At 52.3% G+C, this 23284-nt stretch carries 23 protein-coding genes; 7 read left to right on the top strand and 16 right to left on the bottom strand.

The features are described 5' to 3' along the window. Positions 1-52: 52 nt before the first annotated feature. Genes spoT through gmk form a run of 3 tightly spaced genes read right to left on the bottom strand, consistent with a single transcriptional unit; the run spans position 53 to position 3137 of the window. Positions 53-2164, bottom strand: coding sequence for a bifunctional GTP diphosphokinase/guanosine-3',5'-bis pyrophosphate 3'-pyrophosphohydrolase (gene spoT / locus SOM82_RS00360; RefSeq protein WP_154128511.1), 2112 nt, complete (start codon positions 2162-2164; stop codon positions 53-55). 19 nt (positions 2165-2183) lie between these two features. Further along, a complete protein-coding gene (gene rpoZ, locus SOM82_RS00365; protein WP_032615688.1) occupies positions 2184-2459 on the bottom strand; it encodes a DNA-directed RNA polymerase subunit omega in 276 nt (91 codons plus the stop codon). A gap of 54 nt (positions 2460-2513) precedes the next feature. Continuing rightward, positions 2514-3137, bottom strand: a complete 624-nt coding sequence (gene gmk, locus SOM82_RS00370; protein WP_154128512.1) for a guanylate kinase — start codon at positions 3135-3137, stop codon at positions 2514-2516. 250 nt (positions 3138-3387) lie between these two features. On the opposite strand from gmk, the gene ligB reads away from it, so the two are divergent. Next, positions 3388-5058, top strand: coding sequence for an NAD-dependent DNA ligase LigB (gene ligB, locus SOM82_RS00375; RefSeq protein WP_320460651.1), 1671 nt, complete (start codon positions 3388-3390; stop codon positions 5056-5058). A 59-nt stretch (positions 5059-5117) separates the two neighbouring features. Here ligB and SOM82_RS00380 read toward each other — a convergent pair whose 3' ends face one another. The 3 genes from SOM82_RS00380 to SOM82_RS00390 form a co-directional block, all read right to left on the bottom strand. Then, positions 5118-5735: a trimeric intracellular cation channel family protein gene (locus SOM82_RS00380; protein ID WP_100778207.1), complete on the bottom strand. Its 618-nt coding sequence runs from the start codon at positions 5733-5735 to the stop codon at positions 5118-5120. A 155-nt stretch (positions 5736-5890) separates the two neighbouring features. After that, the gene (locus SOM82_RS00385; RefSeq protein ID WP_320460652.1) at positions 5891-7831 is read right to left on the bottom strand and encodes an acyltransferase family protein; all 1941 of its coding nucleotides are present in this window, start codon (positions 7829-7831) and stop codon (positions 5891-5893) included. A gap of 174 nt (positions 7832-8005) precedes the next feature. Continuing rightward, positions 8006-8869 (bottom strand): YicC/YloC family endoribonuclease, encoded by an 864-nt coding sequence (locus SOM82_RS00390; RefSeq protein WP_320460653.1) that lies wholly within the window; start codon positions 8867-8869, stop codon positions 8006-8008. Positions 8870-8994: 125 nt separating this feature from the next. On the opposite strand from SOM82_RS00390, the gene rph reads away from it, so the two are divergent. Together rph and pyrE are read left to right on the top strand one after the other, a co-directional pair. Continuing rightward, positions 8995-9711 carry a ribonuclease PH gene (rph, locus tag SOM82_RS00395; protein ID WP_320460654.1) on the top strand — a complete coding sequence of 239 codons (717 nt, stop codon included), beginning with the start codon at positions 8995-8997 and terminating at the stop codon, positions 9709-9711. Between the two features lie 109 nt (positions 9712-9820). After that, a complete protein-coding gene (gene pyrE / locus SOM82_RS00400; protein WP_320460655.1) occupies positions 9821-10462 on the top strand; it encodes an orotate phosphoribosyltransferase in 642 nt (213 codons plus the stop codon). A 77-nt stretch (positions 10463-10539) separates the two neighbouring features. On the opposite strand, the gene slmA is transcribed toward pyrE, so the two are convergent. From slmA to coaBC, 3 genes are all read right to left on the bottom strand, one after another. Next, positions 10540-11136, bottom strand: coding sequence for a nucleoid occlusion factor SlmA (slmA, locus tag SOM82_RS00405; RefSeq protein WP_320460656.1), 597 nt, complete (start codon positions 11134-11136; stop codon positions 10540-10542). 116 nt (positions 11137-11252) lie between these two features. Continuing rightward, positions 11253-11711 (bottom strand): dUTP diphosphatase, encoded by a 459-nt coding sequence (gene dut / locus SOM82_RS00410; RefSeq protein ID WP_320460657.1) that lies wholly within the window; start codon positions 11709-11711, stop codon positions 11253-11255. Beyond that, positions 11689-12900, bottom strand: a complete 1212-nt coding sequence (gene coaBC / locus SOM82_RS00415) for a bifunctional phosphopantothenoylcysteine decarboxylase/phosphopantothenate--cysteine ligase CoaBC (RefSeq protein WP_320460712.1) — start codon at positions 12898-12900, stop codon at positions 11689-11691. The genes dut and coaBC overlap by 23 nt, the downstream gene beginning before the upstream one ends. 169 nt (positions 12901-13069) lie before the next feature. Between coaBC and radC the strand changes: the two genes are divergently transcribed. From radC to mutM, 4 genes are all read left to right on the top strand, one after another. Then, positions 13070-13735 (top strand): RadC family protein, encoded by a 666-nt coding sequence (radC, locus tag SOM82_RS00420; protein WP_320460658.1) that lies wholly within the window; start codon positions 13070-13072, stop codon positions 13733-13735. Between the two features lie 216 nt (positions 13736-13951). Continuing rightward, on the top strand, positions 13952-14188 hold the full coding sequence (gene rpmB, locus SOM82_RS00425; RefSeq protein WP_002436699.1) for a 50S ribosomal protein L28: 237 nt from the start codon (positions 13952-13954) through the stop codon (positions 14186-14188). A gap of 21 nt (positions 14189-14209) precedes the next feature. Next, positions 14210-14377, top strand: a complete 168-nt coding sequence (gene rpmG / locus SOM82_RS00430) for a 50S ribosomal protein L33 (protein ID WP_003024094.1) — start codon at positions 14210-14212, stop codon at positions 14375-14377. A gap of 74 nt (positions 14378-14451) precedes the next feature. After that, positions 14452-15261, top strand: coding sequence for a bifunctional DNA-formamidopyrimidine glycosylase/DNA-(apurinic or apyrimidinic site) lyase (gene mutM / locus SOM82_RS00435; RefSeq protein ID WP_320460659.1), 810 nt, complete (start codon positions 14452-14454; stop codon positions 15259-15261). Between the two features lies 1 nt (position 15262). Here mutM and coaD read toward each other — a convergent pair whose 3' ends face one another. From coaD to SOM82_RS00470, 7 genes are all read right to left on the bottom strand, one after another. Beyond that, positions 15263-15742: a pantetheine-phosphate adenylyltransferase gene (gene coaD / locus SOM82_RS00440; RefSeq protein WP_154128547.1), complete on the bottom strand. Its 480-nt coding sequence runs from the start codon at positions 15740-15742 to the stop codon at positions 15263-15265. 3 nt (positions 15743-15745) lie between these two features. Continuing rightward, positions 15746-16516, bottom strand: a complete 771-nt coding sequence (locus tag SOM82_RS00445; RefSeq protein WP_320460660.1) for a glycosyltransferase family 2 protein — start codon at positions 16514-16516, stop codon at positions 15746-15748. Further along, positions 16516-17790 (bottom strand): lipid IV(A) 3-deoxy-D-manno-octulosonic acid transferase, encoded by a 1275-nt coding sequence (gene waaA / locus SOM82_RS00450; RefSeq protein WP_154128552.1) that lies wholly within the window; start codon positions 17788-17790, stop codon positions 16516-16518. Before waaA ends, SOM82_RS00445 begins: the two co-directional genes overlap by 1 nt. 155 nt (positions 17791-17945) lie before the next feature. After that, positions 17946-19580, bottom strand: coding sequence for a sulfatase-like hydrolase/transferase (locus SOM82_RS00455; protein WP_320460661.1), 1635 nt, complete (start codon positions 19578-19580; stop codon positions 17946-17948). An 18-nt stretch (positions 19581-19598) separates the two neighbouring features. Beyond that, positions 19599-20570 carry a glycosyltransferase family protein gene (locus SOM82_RS00460; RefSeq protein WP_154128556.1) on the bottom strand — a complete coding sequence of 324 codons (972 nt, stop codon included), beginning with the start codon at positions 20568-20570 and terminating at the stop codon, positions 19599-19601. An 8-nt stretch (positions 20571-20578) separates the two neighbouring features. Next, positions 20579-21562 carry a glycosyltransferase gene (locus SOM82_RS00465; RefSeq protein WP_320460662.1) on the bottom strand — a complete coding sequence of 328 codons (984 nt, stop codon included), beginning with the start codon at positions 21560-21562 and terminating at the stop codon, positions 20579-20581. Between the two features lie 146 nt (positions 21563-21708). Further along, on the bottom strand, positions 21709-23079 hold the full coding sequence (locus SOM82_RS00470; protein WP_320460663.1) for an O-antigen ligase family protein: 1371 nt from the start codon (positions 23077-23079) through the stop codon (positions 21709-21711). Positions 23080-23284 lie beyond the last annotated feature (205 nt).

The raw sequence follows: 23284 nt of genomic DNA on the forward strand, positions 1-23284 counted from the left end.
CACCCCGACGGGGCCAGCGCAAGCGCTGTTCATAATGATTCTGTGTTTAAGGCTAGTTTCGGTTACGGGTGACTTTAATGACGTCCGGCATAACGCGGATTTTGCGCATAATATTGGCCAGATGTACACGATCGCGGGCGGTCAGACGAATAAACGCGCTATATACGCGACCATCTTTTTCTTCCGTGTTCAGACTCTGAATATTAGAGGTGGCAGTGTTAATCGCCGCCGTCAGATTCGCCAGTGCGCCCTGATGGTTGAACATATCGACCTTAATTTCGGTGATAAATTCCTGCTCAGTCTCTTTATCCCACTCAACGGCCATGAACTTCTCAGGCTCTTTTTGGTAGCCACGGATGTTACGACAGGATTCGTGATGGATAACCAGACCTTTGCCCGGACTCACATGCGCGATGATCGGATCGCCAGGAATGGGTCGGCAGCATTTAGCGAAGGTGATAAGCACCCCGTCTGCGCCTTTGATCGGCAGGTGACCGTGGCCTTGCGTCGTAGGCTGTGCAGCAGAAGCTTCTCCCTGCTGAAGATTCTTGGCGACCACAACGCTCATGGCATTACCAAGCCCGATTTCTGCCAGCAGATCGTCCAGCGCGGCGAGCTTCATGCGCTCAAGCTCACGTTGAATATTCTCCGGCGGAATTTCGGCCAGCTTACGGCTGCCACCCAACGCGTGGTTAAGCAGGCGACGTCCCAGGCTGACGGAATCGTCACGCTTGAGGTTTTTCAACAACTGGCGGATCTTCGCGCGCGCTTTCGAGCTCACAACAAAGTTCAGCCACGCCGCATTCGGACGTGCGCCAGGAGCTGTAATGATTTCGACCGTCTGGCCGCTGGTGAGCGGCTGGGACAGCGGATACGGCTGGCGATCAACTCGTGCGCCAACACAGGCATGGCCAATGTCGGTATGCACGGCATACGCGAAATCGACCGGCGTTGCACCCGCGGGCAGTTCAACAATGCGCCCTTCAGGTGTGAAAACGTAAATCTCATCCGGGAAGAGATCGGATTTGACGCTCTCGATAAATTCAAACGAACTACCGGCGCTTTGTTGCAGTTCCAGCAGGCTCTGCATCCAGCGCTGGGCGCGGATTTGCGCGGTAGTGCTGGTCTCGCCGTGCTCTTTGTAAGCCCAGTGCGCCGCAACACCCATTTCCGCCATTTGGTCCATGTCTTCGGTACGGATTTGTACCTCAACCGGTACGCCGTGCGGACCAATCATCGAGGTGTGCAAAGACTGATATCCGTTCGCCTTTGGAATGGCAATGTAGTCTTTGACACGCCCCGGACGGGGTTTGTACAGGCTGTGCATCTGGCCGAGCACGCGGTAACAGGTATCAGAATCATGAACGATGACGCGAAACGCGTAGATGTCCATGATCGAGTGAAAACGCTGCTCTTTGAGCACCATTTTGCAGTAAATGGAGTAGAGATGTTTTTCGCGACCGCTCACACGGCACGGAATTCCCGCTTCTTGCAAACGTCCTTCGATTTCAGAAAGGATCTTTTGAATCATCTCTTTACGATTGCCGCGCGCGGCTTTCACCACCTCTTTAATCACCCGATAGCGATTAGGGTACAGCGCTTCAAAGCCCAGCTCTTCCAGCTCGGTTTTGATGTGGTGGATACCTAAACGGTGCGCCAGTGGGCTATAGATTTCGAGGGTTTCGCGAGCAATGCGGCGACGTTTGTCCGGGCGTAGTGAGCCCAGTGTGCGCATATTATGAGTGCGGTCAGCGAGTTTAATGAGTATGACGCGGATATCCTGCACCATCGCCATAATCATCTTGCGGAAGTTTTCGGCTTGCGCCTCTTTCTTGTCGCGGAATTTCAGCTTATCAAGCTTAGAGACCCCTTCCACCAGTTCTGCAACGCTTTTGCCAAAAAGCTGTTCCATATCCTGGTAGGTGGCGGGGGTATCTTCGATCACGTCATGCAGCAGAGCGGCCATCAGTGTTTCATAGTCGAGTTTCATCTCGGCCAGAATACAGGCCACCGCTACCGGGTGCGTGATATAGGGTTCACCGCTTGAACGTGTCTGGCCCTCGTGAGCGTCACGTGCAACGAGATACGCCTGCTGAAGACGCTTAATCTGGTCTTCTGGCAGGTAGTGTTGAATCAGCTGATTCAGGCTTTCAAACAGATACAAGGGCGACCCGCAGGTTTAATTAACGACGACCTTCAGCAATGGCGGTTACGGCCTGCAGTTCTGCGGCTTCCTGCTCTTGCTGCTCCTGGCGCTCACGTACGTCGAGGATCTGGTTGTTGATCAGACCTTCTTCGATTTCGCGCAGCGCGATAACGGTGGTTTTATCGTTTTCTTCCGGTACCAGCGGATCTTTGCCACCGGACTGCATCTGACGAGCGCGACGCGCGGCGACCAGTACCAGGTCAAAACGGTTACCAATTTTCTCTACAGCGTCCTGAACAGTTACGCGTGCCATACTTAAAATGCTCCACAGATGAAGAAATGACTGGGCATGATACTGAATGTGGGTTCAGTCTGCCAACAGTTTGGTGATTAAAGCGTCATGTCGCTGCTTCTGGCGGCTCATACGCAGACGTTCTGCACGAATGATAGTTTTCAAATCGCCTAATGCGGTATCAAAATCATCATTCACGATAAGGTAATCATATTCGGCGTAATGGCTCATTTCTGCAACTGCCTGCGCCATACGTTTTGCGATAACTTCTTCGCTGTCCTGACCACGGCCACGCAGACGGCGGTCCAACTCTTCTTTCGACGGCGGTAAAATAAAGATACTCCGCGCCTGTGGCATCTTCTTACGAATTTGCTGCGCGCCCTGCCAGTCGATATCCAGAAACACATTCACGCCTGTCGCCAGAATCTGCTCAATGGTTTCACGCGAAGTACCGTAGTAGTTACCGAATACTTCCGCATGTTCAAGAAACGCATCTCTGCCAATCATCATTCGGAATTCGTCATGATTAACAAAGAAATAGTGTTCACCGTGCACTTCACCCGGACGCGGGGAACGCGTGGTGTGAGAAACCGAAACTTGCGTATCGTACAACGGTTGGGTTTTTAACAGTGCCTGAATCAGGCTGGATTTACCCGCGCCACTTGGGGCAGAAACAATATAAAGCGTGCCTTGAGCCATGAGAGTCTTTTGTATGTGTTAGCGATGAAGTCCTACATACGGGCTTATTATACACGTCGGCGCAGTGTGACGTAGTCTTTGTCACACTTTTTCCACTGGATTATTGATTTTTGCGTACCGTTTTCCGGTTTTACCCGCCGTTTGCTGCAATCAGAACATAACGCGGAAGCAAGCTCGTAAATCGTGGTTTTGCCGCTAGCCAGGTTAAAACAGCAGGGTTATACCTTTCGCAAAACAGGGAGATATCGCGATGTGGAAATGGGCTGGATTGGTGTTGATGCTGTGGAATGGCTGCGTGATGGCGGTTTGTCCCGCCTGGTCGCATGCAAAAGCAGATCAGGAAATGGCAAAACTGAGTGCGCAGATCGCCCGCTGGAGTGAGGCGTACTGGCAGGAGGGGAAAAGCGAAGTCAGCGATGAGGTTTACGATCAGCTTAGTGCGCGGCTCGCACATTGGCGGTTTTGCTTCAACAACGAACCCACTTCCGATGACATCCCACCTGCCAGTGGGACGGTGAAACACCCTATTGCGCATACGGGTGTGCATAAGGTTGTGGGCATAAATGAGTTACGCCAGTGGATGAAAGCGCACCACGATCTGTGGGTGCAGCCGAAAGTGGACGGCGTGGCGTTGACGCTGGTCTATCGCAAGGGCAAGTTAGTGCAGGCCATTAGTCGTGGCGACGGAATGAAAGGAGAGGACTGGACGGCGCAGGTGCAAAAAATACCGTCGATTCCGTTAACTCTGCAGGGAGCGTTGGCGGACAGTGTTTTGCAGGGCGAACTGTTTTTACGCAGCGAAGGGCATATCCAGCAGCAGAAAGGGGGAATGAATGCGCGCGCTAAAGTCGCTGGCATGATGATGCGTCAGAATGGTAAGCCGGCGCTGGATAATATTGGCGTTTTTATCTGGGCCTGGCCCGATGGCCCCTCTTCAATGCCGCAGCGCGTCACTGAACTGGCGAAAGCGGGGTTTTCTCTGACCGGGCGTTATACGCGCGCAGTCCGCACTGCAGAAGAGGTGGAGCAAAACAAAACCGATTGGCTGACATCCGTTTTGCCCTTTGCCACGGACGGCATTGTGGTGCGTTCCGCAATCGAACCTGCGGGTGAGCACTGGCAGCCTGGAGCAGGAGACTGGGTGGTTGCATGGAAGTATTCGCCCATCTCACAGCTTGCAGAGGTTAAAGCCATTCAGTTTGCGGTTGGGCGAACGGGCAAGATCTCTGTTGTCGCCTCTCTTGAACCTGTGCAACTGGATGACAAACGGGTACAGCGAGTGAGTCTCGGTTCCGTAGGGCGCTGGCGGACACTGGATATCGCGCCTGGCGATCAGGTACTGGTAAGTCTGGCGGGGCAGGGCATTCCCCGGCTGGATAAGGTTGTGTGGCGGGGTGTGGACCGCGTGAAACCGACGCCACCGTCCTCGCATTTTAGCCCGCTGACCTGCTTTTACGCGTCGCCAGAATGTCTGGAACAGTTTTTTGCCCGTTTAGTCTGGCTGAGTTCGAAGCAGATGCTCGATATCGAAGGACTGGGTGAGTCAGGCTGGCGGCTATTACATCAGGTTCATCATTTCGAACATATTTTCTCCTGGCTGTCGCTGACTCAGGAGCAGCTCCAGAATACGCCAGGCTTAAATGCTTCGCGGGGATTACAGCTATGGCATCGTTTTGAGCGGGTACGTCATCAGCCTTTTATGCGTTGGATAGGTGCGCTAAGTGTGCCGCTGCCTCAGGCTGCAGCAAAGGCGCTGACAGAACATTCATGGCAGCAATTACGCGACAAAGAGGCGGTGAGCTGGCGCCTGCTTCCCGGTGTCGGCCCGGAGAAAGCACGAAAGCTGGTCGAGTTTTTTCACGATCCAGCTATCGCGGCTATGGCAGCCTGGTTGCGAACGCAAGGCATACTGGGGTTTTAGAGCGAACCTGTTATAGAGATATGCAGCGATTTTACCATTCATTGCCCATTGCAAAGCACTCAATGCGCATCGTGTTTGTAATGAAAAACAGGAAGCCCCAATTTTAAGCGCAGCGCCAGCATACGTGCGGTAAAACCGAATAGGAGGGTGGCGATAACGACGACATCATGGCTCGACACGTAATGCTGCAGGGCGATATACAAGACGGCGGAAGCGAACGAAATACCCGCGTAAAGCTCTTTCTGGAACACCAGGGGAATGCGTTTACAGAACATATCGCGTAAAACACCGCCAAACACACCCGTCACAACGGCAGCGATGGTAGCGATAATAGGCCCCTCGCCCATATCCAGCGCAATTTGCGCACCGATAATGGAAAACACAATCAACCCTAAAGCATCCAGGACCAAAAACAGACGTCGCAGATGTGGCATCACGGGAGCGACAATTGTGGTCAGCACCGCGGCGACGGCAACGATAACGACATATTCAGGATGTTTAACCCAGCCGAGCGGATAGTGTCCTAGCAGGATATCGCGGACAGAACCTCCGCCAAGAGCCGTTGCGGTGGCAATAATGATTACCCCAAAGGTATCCATACGTCGGCGCCCTGCTGCGAGAGCGCCGGTCATGGCTTCAGCGGTGATGCCGATCAGGTAAAGAATATGTAGCAGCATGAGTCCCCCCAGAAATGAGGGACTCAGGGTAGCGTTTTATGACGCTGCTCACGATTTAGTTTTTCTTGTCTGAATGGTGCAGCGATACTTTTTCTAATTAATGAATCCTTATAATGCTAGTTATCTGGCGAAAATATCGATTTTTATCATTAATTTTATTCATGGGTGTTACGGCTAAACATCGACTCAAACATAGGGACCAGATTTTTATTGCCCGTTTCGCTGAGGTGGTTGTCATCGAAGTACCATGGCACAAGATTTTTACTTCCCATGCATCGTCCTGCTGAGCAAAGGTAGGCTGTGGGAGCCAGCACCTTCACGCCGCACTGTTTTGCTGCCTGATTCTGAGCCTGAAGTATCTCGCGGTTGCGTTGTTGGTATGAAGACAACGATATCGAAATATCACGCGCATCACCGCGAGTCATCAGGCTATGCGAAAGGGTTCGCGGAACATTGGCATCCATCTCAGGGATTGGATTGACAAGGTAGACAGGACGGTCACGATTCAGGGAGCACGCCATGTCGATGATTGAATTCGCATAAAGCTGCATATAAGCGTCTTCGGAATCTGTTTTCACCGCGAATTTCACAAGTCGGCTTTCTGCGTAATGAGTCAAACGGTTGACGATGACCACCGGGACATCTTTGGGGTATTCCTTCAGTCGTTTTTCCAGCCCACGGTTAAATTTACCACACTGCTTATACTCAATCTGCTCGGCATTCGCGAGTGTAGGGCAGCCGGAGTAGGTGATCCCAATAACCGAGCCTCGGTTTTGGGCTGCTGCGGCAAGGGCCGTTGCAGTGGCCTCTGCATGGCTGTCACCCACGATAATGGCTGCCAACTTCCCGGAGCCATATTGGCTTAAGTGGGTTTTAGGATCGGCCGCATAGTTCTTATTATTTGCTTCCGCTGCAATAAGATTGACCTGAGGGTCGGGCCGATTTACCACGATATCGCTTTTCACTAGGTAACTGAATAACCACGCCGTCCCTATACAGACGAATAACGTTAACCAAAATGCCCCTGGAGATTGTTTGCTAAGCGCATTTTTTGCTGGTTTTTCAATTAATACCCAGGACAACCATCCTGCGACAAAGGACAGTGCTATAGCACTCAGTGTCCATACACCACTGTGCTGTTGACCCGCATAAATTAAATACACTGCAATCGGCCAGTGCCATAAATAAATCGAATAGGAACTTAACCCAAGCCAGCGAAAGTTTTGATCGATCAGGCGGACTACTGAAGAGTGATTGCTATAAACCACTAGCATTGTTCCGACGATAGGGAACAACGTGATTGTACTTGGCCAAGCATTTTCAGCACGAACAAGCCAAACGGACAGAATAATGGTTATATAGCCTGTTATTGCGGTAACCGAACGCAGCGATTTAGGTAGGGTATAGCGTTTTGCGGCATACCAGACAAGGCCACCGCAAAGCATCTCCCAGGCGCGATAGGGCATGAGGTAAAAACGTGTGGCGGAATTAACAGAATGACTGTTCATACCGACGAAAAATGAGCACACCGCGAGCAGTAAAAGGCATATCCCGGGATCGACTTTCTTTCTTAGCGGGTATAAGGCCATCATAATGAACGGAAGTACGAGATAAAACTGCCACTCGACTGACAATGACCAGGTATGTAAGAACCAATTTTCGTGCGAGTCCGTTGCGAAATAATCGCCGGCTTCTTTTTTCAGCTTTAAGTTTGAAATAAATAATGCCGCATAACCGACATAATTACCCAGCTTTCGATATTCATTTGTTGGTAGCCAGAAGAACGTTACTAAAGATAGTATTACGCACAAAACTAATAGCGCGGGAATAATTCTTTTACAGCGTGCAGCATAAAAGTGAATCAGATTAAATGATTGTCGCTCCAGGCCTGTCGCGATAATCTTGGTCATTAAAAAACCAGAAATTACAAAAAAGATATCTACACCAACAAACCCACCGGGAAGCAGACTTGGCACGAAGTGATAAAAAACGACAGCCAGTATAGCAATACCGCGTAGTAGATTGATGTCCTGCCGGAAATCGAGGTCAACTGTGAGGGCTCTTGTTCCCTCAATTGATAAGTTGATGTTTGCCATTCTCTTTCCCGGACATATGCGATGAGTTCTAATGATTACGACGGGGAGTGTACCAAAAATAGTTAAGAAATTCTTGTGTTCTGGTGCGAAGATAAGTAACCGATTTCGGTCTAAATAGTATTCAGTAAAATGGTCCCAGAAGGGACCATTAATTAGTAAATATACTATTAACCTTTATTCAATGTTCTGAATTTGCTCGCGCATTTGTTCAATCAGCACTTTCAGCTCAATCGCAGATGTGGTCACTTCGGCGTTGATTGATTTGGATGCCAACGTGTTCGACTCGCGGTTGAATTCCTGCATCATGAAATCGAGACGACGACCCACGGCTTCTTTTTTCTTCAGAATGTTGTAGGTCTCTTTGACGTGCGCTTCCAGACGATCCAGCTCTTCGGCCACGTCAACACGCTGGGCCATCAGGACCAGTTCCTGCTCCAGACGGGTATTTTCCAGCTGAACTTCTGCATCTTCGAGTCGGGCAAGCAGGCGCTCGCGCTGCCACTGGAGGACTTCTGGCATATGCGCGCGTACTTTCAGGACTTCTGCGCTGACACCTTCCAGACGCTGCTCTATCATCGCTTTCAGCGCCTGACCTTCGGTCTCGCGGGCAATGACGAAATCATCCAGAGCACCATCCAGCGCACCAAGGATTTCAGCGGCAATGGCATCCAGATCCTGCTCACCGGCAGCCATTACGCCAGGCCAACGCAAGATATCAACGGGGTTGATTTCACCTTCGTCGCTCTGCATTTTGACCCAGTTCGCGGCATTAACCAGCTGTTTGGCCAGTTTTTCATTGAGGATCAGCTCCCCTTGCGCGCTCGCATCGGGTTCAAAGCGCAAATTACATTCTACTTTGCCACGCGTCAGACGAGCACGAATGCGTTCGCGAACGACCGGTTCCAGGCTACGAAACTGCTCCGGCATACGGAAATAAGTTTCCAGATAGCGCTGGTTTACCGAGCGCATTTCCCAGGTAGCGCTACCCCAGCTACCCTTGATTTCACGCCGGGCGTAGGCGGTCATACTGCGAATCATAGATATTCCCGTTTTTAGAGGAGAGATGGGGGGATTATAGCTTTCAGGGCTTTGTCAGGATAGGAATAAGCGTGTTTAATCCGTATAATGCGCAGCCACATTCGTTTCAAGCCGGAGATTTCATCATGCGTCCATCAGGTCGTAGCGCCAATCAGGTGCGTCCCGTCACCCTGACCCGTAACTATACAAAACACGCTGAAGGCTCCGTGCTTGTTGAATTCGGTGATACCAAAGTTTTGTGCACCGCCTCTATTGAAGAAGGTGTACCGCGTTTTCTGAAAGGTCAGGGCCAAGGTTGGATCACCGCCGAATACGGCATGCTGCCTCGTGCAACCCATACCCGTAATGCCCGTGAAGCGGCAAAGGGTAAGCAAGGCGGTCGCACGATGGAAATCCAGCGTCTGATTGCTCGCGCACTGCGCGCAGCCGTTGACCTGAAAATTCTGGGCGAATTCACCATCACCCTCGACTGCGATGTGATTCAGGCTGATGGCGGCACGCGTACGGCTTCTATTACAGGTGCTTGCGTGGCGTTGGCCGATGCGTTGAATAAACTGATTGCTGCCGGCAAACTCAAAACTAACCCGATGAAAGGTATGGTTGCAGCCGTCTCGGTTGGGATTGTGAAGGGTGAAGCGCTCTGCGATCTGGAGTACGTGGAAGATTCTGCAGCAGAAACCGATATGAACGTCGTCATGACGGAGGACGGTCGTATTATTGAGGTGCAGGGCACAGCAGAAGGCGAGCCGTTCACCCATGAAGAATTACTCACTCTTCTGGCGTTGGCCCGAGGGGGAATCGAATCCATTGTAACGGCGCAGAAAGCGGCGTTAGAAAATTGATATAAGGGCGACGTTGTCGCCCTTTTTTTTACGCTTCATCCCTCGCGATAATGCGTGAATGATTTTGCGTAAACCAAAAATGATGATCAGTAATTTGAGGAGCGAATCCATGAAACCGTATCAGCGCCAGTTTATTGAGTTTGCGCTTAACAAGCAGGTACTTAAGTTTGGCGAGTTTACGCTGAAATCCGGGCGCAAAAGCCCCTATTTCTTCAACGCCGGGCTGTTTAATACCGGGCGTGATCTGGCACTGTTAGGGCGCTTCTACGCCGAAGCGCTGGTGGATTCTGAAATTGATTTCGATCTGCTGTTTGGCCCGGCCTACAAAGGTATTCCGATCGCGACCACGACGGCGGTGGCATTGGCTGAACACCACGATCGTGACGTGCCTTACTGCTTTAACCGCAAAGAGGCCAAAACCCACGGCGAAGGCGGTAATCTGGTGGGAAGCGCACTGCAGGGGCGCGTCATGCTGGTCGATGATGTGATTACGGCAGGCACGGCAATTCGTGAATCAATGGAGATCATCCAGGCCAATGGCGCGACGCTGGCTGGGGTGCTGATCTCTCTGGACCGTCAGGAGCGTGGTCGCGGCGAGATTTCTGCGATTCAGGAAGTCGAACGTGATTACGGCTGCAAAGTCACCTCTATCATCACCCTGAAAGATCTGATTGCGTATCTGGAAGAGAAACCTGAAATGGCGGATCACCTGGCGTCAGTGCGTGCCTATCGGGAAGAGTTTGGCGTTTGAGTCAATAGCCCGGTGGCGTAGCGCTCACCGGGCACAGGCAGGCCGGTTAAACATGCTAGCGCCAACCGGCAAGAGTATTACTGCAATTGAGCAGCAACTAACGGCCAGCGGATGTCAAAATCATCCGTTGGGCGATATTTAAACTCGCTGCGCACAAAGCGGGAGAGCATCCCTTCACAGAAGGCGAGTAACTGACCTGCCAGCAGGGTTTCATCGGTGACGTAGCCTTCGCCTTCGCGCATTTTCTTTTCGCGCAGAACCTGGCGCAATTGTGCTTCGATACGTTCGAAGAGTTGGTTGATTCGTCCCTGAAGTTTGTCTTGTTCAAACATCAGCGCGTGGCCTGTCAAAATGCGGGTCAGGCCCGGATTGCGTTCACCAAATCCCAGAATCAACAGAACAATCAGCCGCAGACGTGAAGTGGTGTCTTTTTCGTCTTTTAAAATCAGGTTAATACGGGTGATCAGGCTGTCTTCGATAAACTCAATGAGACTGTCAAACATCCGCGTTTTACTGGGGAAATGACGATATAACGCCGCTTCAGACACGCCCACAGAGGCAGCCAGCTTTGCGGTGGTGATGCGTTGACTGCCATCGCTGGATTCAAGCATCAGAGCCAGAGATTGAAGTATTTCTTCGCGACGATTCCTTTTCGCGGTTTGTTTTTCTGCCATGTTACAAAATACCCCTGAAAATAAGCGCCTTTCCTGCTTCACCCACACAGCGACCGCAAACGGTCGTTTGCGGTGTGTTATTGCATTATTACGCTGTGAGGTGCGTTTCGTTGGGCTTATTTACGCCCAGAGTGGCCGAAGCCGCCTTCGCCACGGTCGGTAGCGTCAAAATCTTCTACCAGATTAAATTCGGCCTGTACGACCGGGACAAACACCATCTGCGCGATACGCTCGCCCGGCTCAATGGTGAAATTATCCTGACCACGGTTCCAGACAGACACCATCAGTTGCCCCTGATAATCGGAGTCGATCAGACCCACCAGATTGCCCAATACGATACCATGCTTGTGCCCAAGGCCAGAGCGAGGAAGTATCACCGCAGCCAGAGACGGGTCGGCGATATGAATAGCCAGGCCAGTTGGCAGCAACGTGGTAGCGCCCGGAGCCAGCTCTACGGCGTCATCGAGACAGGCACGCAGGTCAAGACCGGCAGAACCGGTGGTGGCATAGGTTGGCAGCGGAAATTGCTGACCAACGCGCGGGTCCAGAATCTTAACGTCGATTTTTTTCATCATAACGGGTAACGATCTCGTCCAGTAAGTGTTGGCCCAGGAGTTCCTTGCGCTCAAGCGGTAAGATTTTCTCTCCATCCTGCCAGAAAAGGTGCAGTGCATTGCTGTCGCTGTTAAAGCCTTGTGTCGCCAGCGATACATCGTTCGCGCAAATCAAATCGAGATTTTTGCGGGTACGTTTTTGCCGGGCGTATTCTTCCACATTATTTGTTTCTGCGGCAAACCCAACGACGTAGGGACGATGGATTTTTAGTGCTGCAACACCTGCGACGATGTCCGGGTTTTTCACCATTTTTATCGTTAATTCATCGCCTTGCTTTTTAATTTTCGCATCCGAAATAGATTCTGCGCGGTAATCGGCTACAGCCGCGCAGCCGATGAAAATCTGCTGTGTCTGTGCGTGTGCCTGGACAGCGGCTTCCATCTCGAGGGCGGTGTTAACATCGATACGCTGCACCAACGGTGGCGTCGCTAAAGCGACCGGACCGCTCACCAGCGTGACATTTGCCCCGCGTTTTGCCGCCGCAGCGGCAATGGCGAAGCCCATCTTGCCGGAGCTGTGATTGGTAATGTAACGCACCGGGTCGAGCGGTTCGCGCGTCGGGCCCGCCGTAATCATGATGTTGAGATGTTGCAGATCGTTGACAGGGCTAAAATGCGCTGCCGCCATATCGACAAGGGTAAGTGGATCGAGCATGCGCCCTGGTCCCACATCCCCGCAAGCCTGACTGCCGCTATCGGGTCCCCAAATCAGCAGGCCGCGAGAGGCCAGGAGCTCAAGATTGTGCTGTGTCGCCGCATTGCGGTACATCTGCTGGTTCATCGCCGGGACAACAGCGACAGGAGCCGGAGTGGCCAGGCAAATGGTTGAGACCAGATCGTTCGCCATTCCTGCTGCGACGCGGGCGATTAAATCTGCGGTCGCAGGGGCAAGGATAACCAGGTCCGCCCATTTGCCGAGCTCAATGTGCCCCATCGCCGCTTCGGCCGCCGGGTCGAGCAGGCTGTCTGATACGGGGTATCCTGATACGGCTTGCAGACTTAAAGGGGTGATAAATGCTTTGCCGCCTTCCGTTATCGCAACCCGCACGTCTGCGCCGCGCTCACGCAAGCGACGGACCAGTTCTGGCGTTTTATACGCAGCGATACCGCCGCTCACACCCAGAACGATTTTTTTACCAGCCAGGCTCATCATGATTCTTTCCTGTTGGGTTTCACCAGAGAACTGGCATTTTATCACAATCCAAAAAACGGCGTGATTTTGTGCGCGTCTCACTTTGCGAGGCGTTACGCAAGAACGAAAAGTGACCGTCGAGCGCCAGGAATTCCTGTGTCAACATGGCAAAAAAAGGAGGCGGGATATGGATTGTGATTTGCCGCTCTTGCCGCGGGAAAAATTGCTGCAATTCGGTGTTGAAGCTCTGACCGATACCGAGCTGCTGGCGCTGTTTTTACGCACCGGTACATCCGGGAAGAGTGTGTTTATTTTATCGCAGGAGCTGCTGCAGCATTTTGGCTCACTCTACGGTTTGCTCTCCGCCGATTTGGTGCAATTTAAGCATGTTGAAGGCATTGGCCTGGCCAAATATGCACAGCTTAAAGGGATTGCTGAGCTGGCGCGACGCTATTACAGCGTGCGCGTGCTCGAGGAGAATCTGTTATTAAGCCCTGAAATGACACGCGAATTTTTGCAAAGCCAGCTTTCTGATGCCGAGCGTGAGATCTTCCTGGTGATCTTTCTCGATAACAAAAATCGGGTGCTGACACACAGCCGTCTTTTTGCCGGGACATTGAGTCATGTTGAGGTCCATCCGCGAGAAATTGTCCGCGAAGCGATAAAAGTGAATGCGGCCGCCGTGATCCTCGCGCATAATCACCCCTCGGGTTGCGCTAATCCGAGTAAAGCTGACAAAGAGATCACCGAGCGCATCGTTAAATGCTGTCAATTCATGGACATTCGTGTACTTGACCATTTCATTATCGGTCGTGGAGAGTATGTTTCTTTTGCTGAACATGGTTGGATTTAGACCATTTCGCGCGATCCATCGGGATCTTTGTCTGTTCGGGACTTGAGCACATCGTCGAGTCAGCGTATACTACGCCACCTTTGAGAATCTCGGGTTTGGCATTTGGGCCTGGCAATCGAGAGTTCGCTTAGAACCGCGATGACCGGGCTGTAAAGCCTGACGAGGCGCCGATACCCCATACGAAGCTCGAGCTAATTTGATTTTTGGAGAATAGACATGTCCCGAGTCTGCCAAGTTACTGGCAAGCGTCCGGTGACCGGTAACAACCGTTCCCACGCACTGAACGCGACTAAACGCCGTTTCCTGCCGAACCTGCACTCTCACCGTTTTTGGGTTGAGAGCGAGAAGCGTTTTGTCACCCTGCGCGTATCTGCTAAAGGTATGCGTGTAATCGATAAGAAAGGCATTGATACAGTTCTGTCCGAACTGCGTGCCCGTGGCGAAAAGTACTAAGTACTTAAGAGGAAATAAATCATGGCTAAAGGTATTCGTGAGAAAATCAAGCTGGTTTCTTCTGCTGGTACTGGTCACTTCTACACCACCACGAAGAACAAGCGTACTAAGCCGGAAAAACTGGAACTGAAAAAGTTCGATCCAGTTGTCCGTCAGCACGTTTTATACAAAGAAGCTAAAATCAAATAATTTTAGATTCCTTGTAAAGAAAAACCCCGCAATCGCGGGGTTTTTTGCATTCTGTGTATCTCAATGGAGGAAACATGCCTGAATTACCCGAGGTAGAGACCAGCCGTCGTGGAATTGAACCGCACCTGGTTGGCCAGACCATTCTTCATGCCATCGTTCGCAACGGTCGCCTCCGCTGGCCGGTTTCCGATGAGATCCACACCCTCAGCGACAAGCCTGTGCTCAGTGTGCAACGTCGCGCTAAATATCTGCTGCTGGAATTGCCGGACGGCTGGATAATCATCCACCTGGGCATGTCCGGAAGTCTGCGTATTCTCACCGAAGAGCGACCAGCCGAAAAACACGACCACGTCGATTTGGTGATGAGCAACGGCAAAGTGCTGCGTTATACCGATCCTCGCCGCTTTGGTGCATGGCTGTGGACCAAAGAGCTTGAAGGGCATAACGTACTGGCCCATCTCGGCCCGGAACCGCTGAGCGAGGCGTTTAACGCCGAATATCTGCAAGCGAAATGTGCGAAAAAGAAGACGCCGATTAAACCCTGGCTGATGGATAACAAACTGGTGGTCGGCGTTGGCAACATCTATGCCAGCGAATCACTTTTTGCTGCCGGGATCCATCCCGATCGGCTGGCGTCATCGCTTTCAACGCAGGAGAGCGAATTGCTGGTAAAAGTGATTAAAGCGGTTCTGCTGCGCTCGATCGAACAGGGCGGAACGACACTGAAGGATTTTCTGCAAAGCGACGGGAAACCGGGTTATTTTGCGCAGGAACTGCAGGTGTATGGCCGTAAGGGTGAGCCGTGCAGGGTGTGCGGTACGCCAGTGGTGGCGACCAAACATGCGCAGCGCGCAACGTTTTACTGCCGCCAGTGCCAGAAGTGAATTACTTGAGCTTATCCATCAGCGCCTGATGAACGTTCGCTGGCAGGAAGTGGGTGACATCTCCCGCGTGGCGCGCCACCTCTTTCACCAGCGATGATGAGATAAACGACCACTCTTTCGACGGCATCAGGAAGACGCTTTCCAGCTCTGGCATCAGATGACGGTTCATATGCGCCAGCTGCATCTCGTATTCAAAATCGGCAACGGCGCGTAATCCACGGATCAGGATTTTAGCCTGCTGCGCCCTGGCGAAGTTCGCCATTAAATCGCTAAAGCCTACGACTTCCACATTCGGCAGGTGCGCAATGGCGGCACTCGCCAGTGCGACGCGTTCATTCAGGTCGAACATCGGTTTTTTGCTGGGGCTGGCGGCGATCGCCAGAATAACCTGATCAAACATGCTTGCGGCACGTGTGATGATATCAATGTGGCCGTTAGTGATCGGATCGAAGGTACCCGGATAAATCGCTTTAGTGCTCATGGCTCACGCTTTCTCTGAGTAGCCGCGGTTCAACGCCCACAGCTCGGTGTATTTGTTGAAAGTATACTGTGCATTAACCACTGCCAGTAACCAGCCCTGTTTGCCGTCCAGTACGCCCCCACGCAGCAGCAGCGTTTTCAGAAACGCCCCCAGCGTATGGGCGAAGATGCTTGCAATCGTTGTCTTCTTGCCGCGCTGATGGCGCTCCTGCGCCCATGCGGTGGCATAGTTGAGCTGTTTGCGCTGGAAGCTGGCAAAATCCCGACAGGTGAGATGACGTAAATCGCCTGACAGAGCGATCACCTGCGCCTTGTCGCAATCCAGCGATTCATGCACCAGATTATCGTTGTAGCGGTAACGCTCGCGTTCGTAAAGACGCAAAACGCGGTCCGGATACCAGCCGCTGTGGCGCATAAATCGACCGAGGAAATAGTTGCGGCGGGCGATGCTATACACCGCGCCAGAAACCGGCGCAGCAAGAGTGGCCTGAATGGCGTGCTGAAGCTCGGGAGTGATGCGCTCGTCGGTGTCGATCATCAGCACGTACTCGCAGGTGGCAAAAGATTGCGCACGCTGACGCTGAATGCCGTAGCCCTGCCAGTCCGTATCGACAAAGACCTTTACCCCTGCGGCGCGGGCAATTTCCGTGGTGTTGTCGTCACTGCCAGAATCGAGAAGAATGATCTCATCGGCCCAGGAGACAGAATCCAGACACTCCGGAAGCAGGTCGGCGGCGTTTTTGGCGATCATCACCACCGACAGACGCTTTGACATTAATGACTCCGCTGAGGCAAATAAGGTTGCAGAAGTTGCAGCAGGCGGGTCAATGCGCCCTGATTCTGGTGCAGCACCTCGACAGCATGACGACCATACCACAGGCGGTAATCTTCGTCGGTGAGCAGGGTAGAGACCTCTTTCACCACTGAATCTGCATCGGTCACGGTAATCAAGCCATCGGCTTGCTGCAATTTAGCGCAGATATCTTTGAAGTTAAATATATGCGGGCCCATCAAAACGGGGATCGCATGTGCGGCTGGCTCCAGCGGATTGTGACCGCCGCGTTCAACCAGACTGCCACCCACGAATGCCAGGTCGGCAATTCCGTACAGCAGCATCAGTTCGCCCATGGTATCGCCAATGACCACCTGAGTGCTTCCCGAGGGGATCTCGCCACTGCTGCGCAGAATGAAGCTAAAACCGGCTTTTTGCACCATCTCACGGGCATCTTTAAAGCGTTCCGGATGGCGAGGCACCAGAATCAGCAGTAAATCGGGGAATTTTTCCAGCAGTTTGCGGTGCGCCTGCAGGATGATCTCTTCTTCGCCATCATGCGTACTGGTGGCAATCCACACCTGGCGACGCGGTGCCCACTGGCGGCGCAAGGTGACTGCGCGGGCAGCCAGCTCTGGAGTAACGGAGATATCAAATTTGAGGCTGCCGGTGACCGCAAGCTGATTACGCTTGAGGCCAAGGGAAATAAAGCGCGCACCGTCTTCTTCGTTTTGCGCTGCGATCAGCGTGATTTTTGACAGCAGGCGGCGCATAAACTGTCCCAGCTTGCCATAACCTTTCGCTGAGCGTTCAGACAGGCGCGCGTTGGCGACGACCAGCGGAATTTTACGGGCATGCAGGGCGGAAATCATATTCGGCCATAGTTCGGTTTCCATCACAATCACCAGCTTCGGGCGCACGGTGTTGAGGAAACGATTCATGGCGCAGGGTAAATCATAGGGCAGGTAGACGTGATGCACGTCTTTGCCGAAGGCGGACATCGCGCGCTCGGAGCCCGTCGGCGTCATGGTGGTGACGGTAATCGGTAATGACGGATAGCGGTGGCGCAGCGCGCGAACCAGTGGGATCGCCGCCAGCGTCTCACCGACGGAAACGGAATGCAGCAAAATACCGTCCGGCGCGACTTTATTACGGCAGTAGCCATAGCGTTCGGCCCAGCGTTTTCGGTACGCAGGCGCTTTCCGGCTACGAAGCAGCAGTCGCAGCCACACCAGGGGCTGAATGAGGTAGAGCAGGGCGGTATACAACAATTCCAAGCGATTATCCGTTTTTCAGTTTCGGCGGGCAAATTCTAAGCATTTAGACCGTTTAAAGCTATCTCTTTGGCGTTTTTGCTCGTCCATTTGACGGTGTTACGTTCGTTTACGCCAAAAAAAACGGGCAATTGCTTGCCCGTTGAGTGCCTTATGAATTAACGCTCCGCTTCAGGGAGCGCATTCAAATGGTAGGTTACGCGCTCCGAGAGGCCGCGAATATCACCGCCGGTAATGAAGAAGCTGTCGTCTTTCTGATTCGGATTGCTGACCGAGTAGCCCAGCATTTTGTTGATAAGCGTCGCCACCTGATAGTGGTTCAGCGGTATCTGCGGGCTGATTGCGCTCATTGACCAGGTCGGATCGTTGCTGAAATAGATAAACGGAACCTGGGCGATAGGCATTTCTACGACAGAGTGGCCGAACAAGCCGCCGTCACCCACGCGTTCTCCGTGATCCGAAGTGATAAACACCAGCACCGGCAGTTTGGATTTTGCCATCGTGGTGCGGATCGCGGAGGCCAGCTCTTTGTCATACAGACGAACGGCATCGTCGTACTCATTTTTCTTCTGCGCCACGTCATCACTCAGGTGTGGCGTGGAGAATTTAGCAAATCCCGGCGGAATATTACGCTCGTAAGGGATATGCGGCGCCCGGCTGTTGAGCACCATCAGGAACGGTTTGTTCCAGTCCAGGCTCGCCTTTTCAACCGATGGCGTGAGCACGACATCCGCACCGACATCCGGCGCCGGGCGAATCTGGGTATCTTCCCACAGATCGATGTCGTGAATGCCAATCCAGTTGCTCAACCCTTCCAGCCCCTGTGCGGAGATGAATGCAGTTTGATAGCCCTGTTTTTTCGCGTTGGCAAAGATATTGGTCGATTTTGATTTATACGCGCCGTAGTTATCCGGCTCGCGCAGGTTATTCACCAGCATCGGAATGGCGACGCGAGTCGAGACGGCGTTAGACACAATCAGGCGACCTGTGCCCTGGTACTGATCCATCAGCGCTTTCAGTTCCGGAGTCGTATCACGCTCGTAGCCCAGCGCGCCAACGTGGTGCGGGTTCAGGCTCTCGCCAATCGCCAGAATGATGGAATACTTGCCCGCCTGCGTCCCTTCAATGGGTTTGACCTGATAAGGCTCGTAGTGCGTTATGCGCTGATTTTCACCGGAAATAGCCTCTGGGATCAGACGAATGGCGCTATAGCTCATCGCAGAGAGGCCATTGCGCAGTAACGAATGGCGCAGATCCGGGTTGAACTTATACATCTGCCCGTCGATGGCTTTATAGAACTGACCCGCGAACATGACTACGATGGCGAGCAGGCATGGCATTGCCAGCCACTTATGCCATTGAGGGGCCATTCGACGCGTAAAGAACAGCGCAAAAATGATGGCCACAACCATGATAGCGAAGTAGATCCCCAGGGAGCCCAGACTATCGGTAATGCCGCTGGCGATGTCTTTCGTTTCCACGAACGCCAGCCAGACCTCGCTCGGGCCATAAAACTGACCGTAGAACTGGTAGTAGACCGCTTCCGATATTTGCACAATAAAGGTGACGGCCAACAGCAGGCGAGTCAGGAAGAAACGCGCACTGATCGCCGCCAGAACAGAAATGATCAGATACAGCGAGATATCCCCGGCTTTCGGCTGATAAACGTGATCCTTCAGCAGAATGATAATTTCGGACAGCGAAAACAGCACCAGGAAAGCAAGCGTCAACACCAGCGTGCGCAGAACATTGCGGCGCGGTGTGAGTGATGATTGTGTAGATGTTTTGAACATATTCAGACTCAATCTAACTCAGAACTTTTTAGTCAGCGGGCGAATGGCTTTGCCAAAAGCAAAGCGCACAGCACGAACCAGCGTGGGACGATTGTGCAATCCTTTCCGCCAGATGTCCTCAAACAGGGCAAACCAGCGAGCGGCAACCGCTTCACGGGAATAGACCTGCAGTCGTTTATCACCCTGTTCGCGCATCTGACGATACAGCTCAGGAGAATTTTTTAGACGCATGATCGCCTCGAACGCTTCGTCCGGGTTTTTCGCGATCAGATAATCCAGGTCGCTTTCGCGAATGGCGCGGTAAGACGGTTCATCGTCACACACCATGACCGTTTTCCCCAGCCAGTTGTTGATCAGTTTGCTGGCAGGCTTGCGGGCAAGTTTATGGTCGTGCGATTTCCGGAAACTGATACAGACATCCACGTCCTGGTAGTTCGTCCAGTTATCGAATGAAATCCGCAGCTCGATACCCTGTTCCGCCAGACGCTGTTTGAAATTGCCTTCGCGATACGCTTCCGGGAAACTGTCGACGCGACCAAAGAAGGCCACGGTTTTTACCGTTTCATCGGTACGCTCGCGCGGTTTGACACCGGGCTGTGGCCAGTAAGGCACGAAAATTCGGTTATTGTGGCCGTCGACTTCAGGATTCTGATCGACCACCACATCAGCACCAATGACCGGCGGACGGTCGGCACGCGCTACCACGGTCACACCGCGCCACGGCTTAACGCGTGAGCCAAAGTCATCGTTGTGCATCAGGTTGATGGCATCTGCCCGGCACTCTGAGCCAAATGAACACTCAATGTCGTCGCCATAATAGTGTTTAAGCGCCAGCGTCGTCTGGAAAGTCCATCCGCCGCGACCGCCGCAATAAAAACGCTCAGGAATGTCATCCGGGTTTACGCGGTTATCCAGCAACGTCTGGAAATCTGCGTAATTTTTAGCAATAAAATCGGCGCGGGAGACCGCGTGTAGTTTGAGTTTGCTCATAATGTCCGTTAGCCGAGAATTTTTTTAAGGCGAAAGTAGCGACGTCCAAGACGCCAGCGTTGGCGTAATCCACGCGCGTTTTGCCAGATCATGGACCAGATGCCACGTTCAAAAAGCTCGCGAATGATCTCACGTTTCTTCGCCATGTCCTCAATATTATTAATACTGTGGAGAATACCCAGGCCCTCTTTCGCGATCTGCCAGTGACAGGCGGGGACGCGTTTCACCTGCTCCGGATAGCGTTTATTAATCGCATCCAACATCTCGAGGATTTTCATATAGTGGCGAGAGGAGCGCATGCGGGTGTCGTCGGTGCCCGGCGTATGCGATACAGAGGCGGAGTGAATCAGATAATCGTAAAAGACTTCATCCACGTATTGCACCCGCTTCGCGGTCAGCAACACTTCCGTTGTCCACGGAATATCCTGATGGCGCAGACCCTGTTCGAAGGTAAAACTCTGCTCTTTAATAAAGGCATGACGATAGATATTCAGCCAGGTCACATGCAGGAATTTGCGCGATTCCAGCGCCATTTGCAGCCACGTAGGACCGTCCAGAACACCCGTGGATGCAAGCTTGTCAGACGGGAAAATCTTTTTCGATGGCCGGCCGTCATCGTAAATATAGGTGCCGTTACAGGTGGCAACGTCCAGATCGCCGGCAAAAGCGATTTCCAGCAGGCGTGGATACATTCCCGGGTAAATCACATCGTCTATATCCGGGAAAGCAACGTACTCTCCTTTCGCCACGGCAAGGCCTGTATTACGGGCTGCCGATACGCCGCCGTTGGCCTGGTCGATAACCTGGAAATCCTGAAACTCGTGGGCCCAGCGGGAAATGATCTCAGCAGAACCGTCGGTTGAGCCATCATTCACAATGATAAGCTCCAGACTTTCCAGATTCTGTTTCTTAATGCTGTCAAAAAAAGCGCTCAGGAATGGTTCGCCATTATATACGGCGACAACGAGGCTTAATTGAGGCGTTCCAGACATGCTTACTCCGTATTATTCCGCGGTGATGCCGCGCTCAACGTTTTCAACTGTAACGTGCGATGGCATTTCGACAGCCGAGAGGTTAAAGAGTTCTGATGGCTATGAGTGCGCCGATGTTTATCCGCATCGGCGCACGGTATTGGTTCTCAGGAGTGGGGCGCTTTATCTTTTGCAGGACGTAGCGCGCACATCCCGATGAGTAGCCCGGTCAAGAGCATATATTGCTCCAGATAGTGGTCTTTAAGGTTGTGATCAACCATGGTTCTGGAGAAGAAACCGATCGTAAACAGCAGCAAGAACATGCCCACCATGGTGTTGCCATGACGGAATTCTCGCCAACCGACATACCAGCAACCTGCCAGCAGAATCAACCAGCCAGCAATGCCGATAACCCCATTCTGGATACCAAATTCAATCAGACCGTAGTGGCTATGAGGAATATTGATGCGATTATCCTGAGTGTCGCGACGCAATACGTAGCGGAAAGCCTCTTTGCGTGGCCCCATACCTGCAGGGTGCTCAGCGATGAGTCCCCAGCCCTGGTGGAAGAAACTGGCCCGGCAGCCGTTAGAATGGTTCATTGGGCGGCCCATATCATTACGTGGCACTGTCCCGTTCGTTTTGTTGTAGCAGAAGCTGGTGAAAGGCGCGTTCCAGCCGGCAATCGCATCACTTTCCAGGCTTTGCCAACGGGGATCTGTTTTCCACGACGCGTAGCCAAGTAAGGCTGAAGCAATAACGATGCCGAGTAAAATGCTACCGGTGAGCACGACACGACTGCGGCGCATGCTATGCAGGCTTAAAAGAATGAACGTCGAGAACAAGCTTCCGACCAGCCCGATCGTGCCCCAGCGGGTATCCACCAGCGCGGTACAAACCAGGTTGCTCAGCACCATCAATGCCAGAACACAGGTTTTGAGGCGTAAAAAACGCTGATGCAGCAGACCGCGTGCTAACAGTTCCGCAAGAATAAAACCGGTGATCATATTCACCTGGAAACTCATGCGCGTGCGGTTAAAGACGATTCGCGTTTCGCCCCAGTGAATGACCCCGTCGCGCCAGTAAAGCCAGAGCGTATCCAATAAATGGATGCACACAACGCCCCAGAAAAAGAGAACAATCAGCGTAAAGAATCGTGCGGCAGTGACAGAAGGCAGTTGGCTTTGAATGGTCGGTAATAACACCAGACCCGCACAGAAAAGTAATACCGGGCGCAACCATTGTCCATCCCAGGTAGAAACCATCTCTTTAATATCAGGCGCAACAAAGAGACCATTAATCAGGATAAATAACGTTAATACCCAAACCACGATGAGAACAAACTTAATTTTGCTTAAGTTTAAATTTTTCTTCGCTACGGGTGAGCTGAAAAACAGGCCCAGAGTGACCGCAATGATGGGATAAATCAGGCCATTGCGATGGAAAGGCAGCTGGTCATTAGGAATTGGCCAGACAAAACACAAAGCCAGTACAGCCAGCACTAAAAGGCCCGTCAGGATGTTGCGAAAATTTGTCATAATTTTGGTAGTGATTAAGAAATTCGGTCTTTATCTGTTAGTTAACAAAGCGCTGCGAAAATTTCACGGCTATCCGATGGGAATAAAAGCGAGAGAAAAGTACCACAGAAGGGATAACTACAGAAGGACAATGTTTGTAAGCAGGAATAATCCGTTACTTTCAGCTTAATGTTTACTTTATGCATTCCGTGGCCCGCCGCGTATA

Source organism: Lelliottia sp. CFBP8978 (genome assembly GCF_034046055.2).
GTDB lineage: Bacteria > Pseudomonadota > Gammaproteobacteria > Enterobacterales > Enterobacteriaceae > Enterobacter.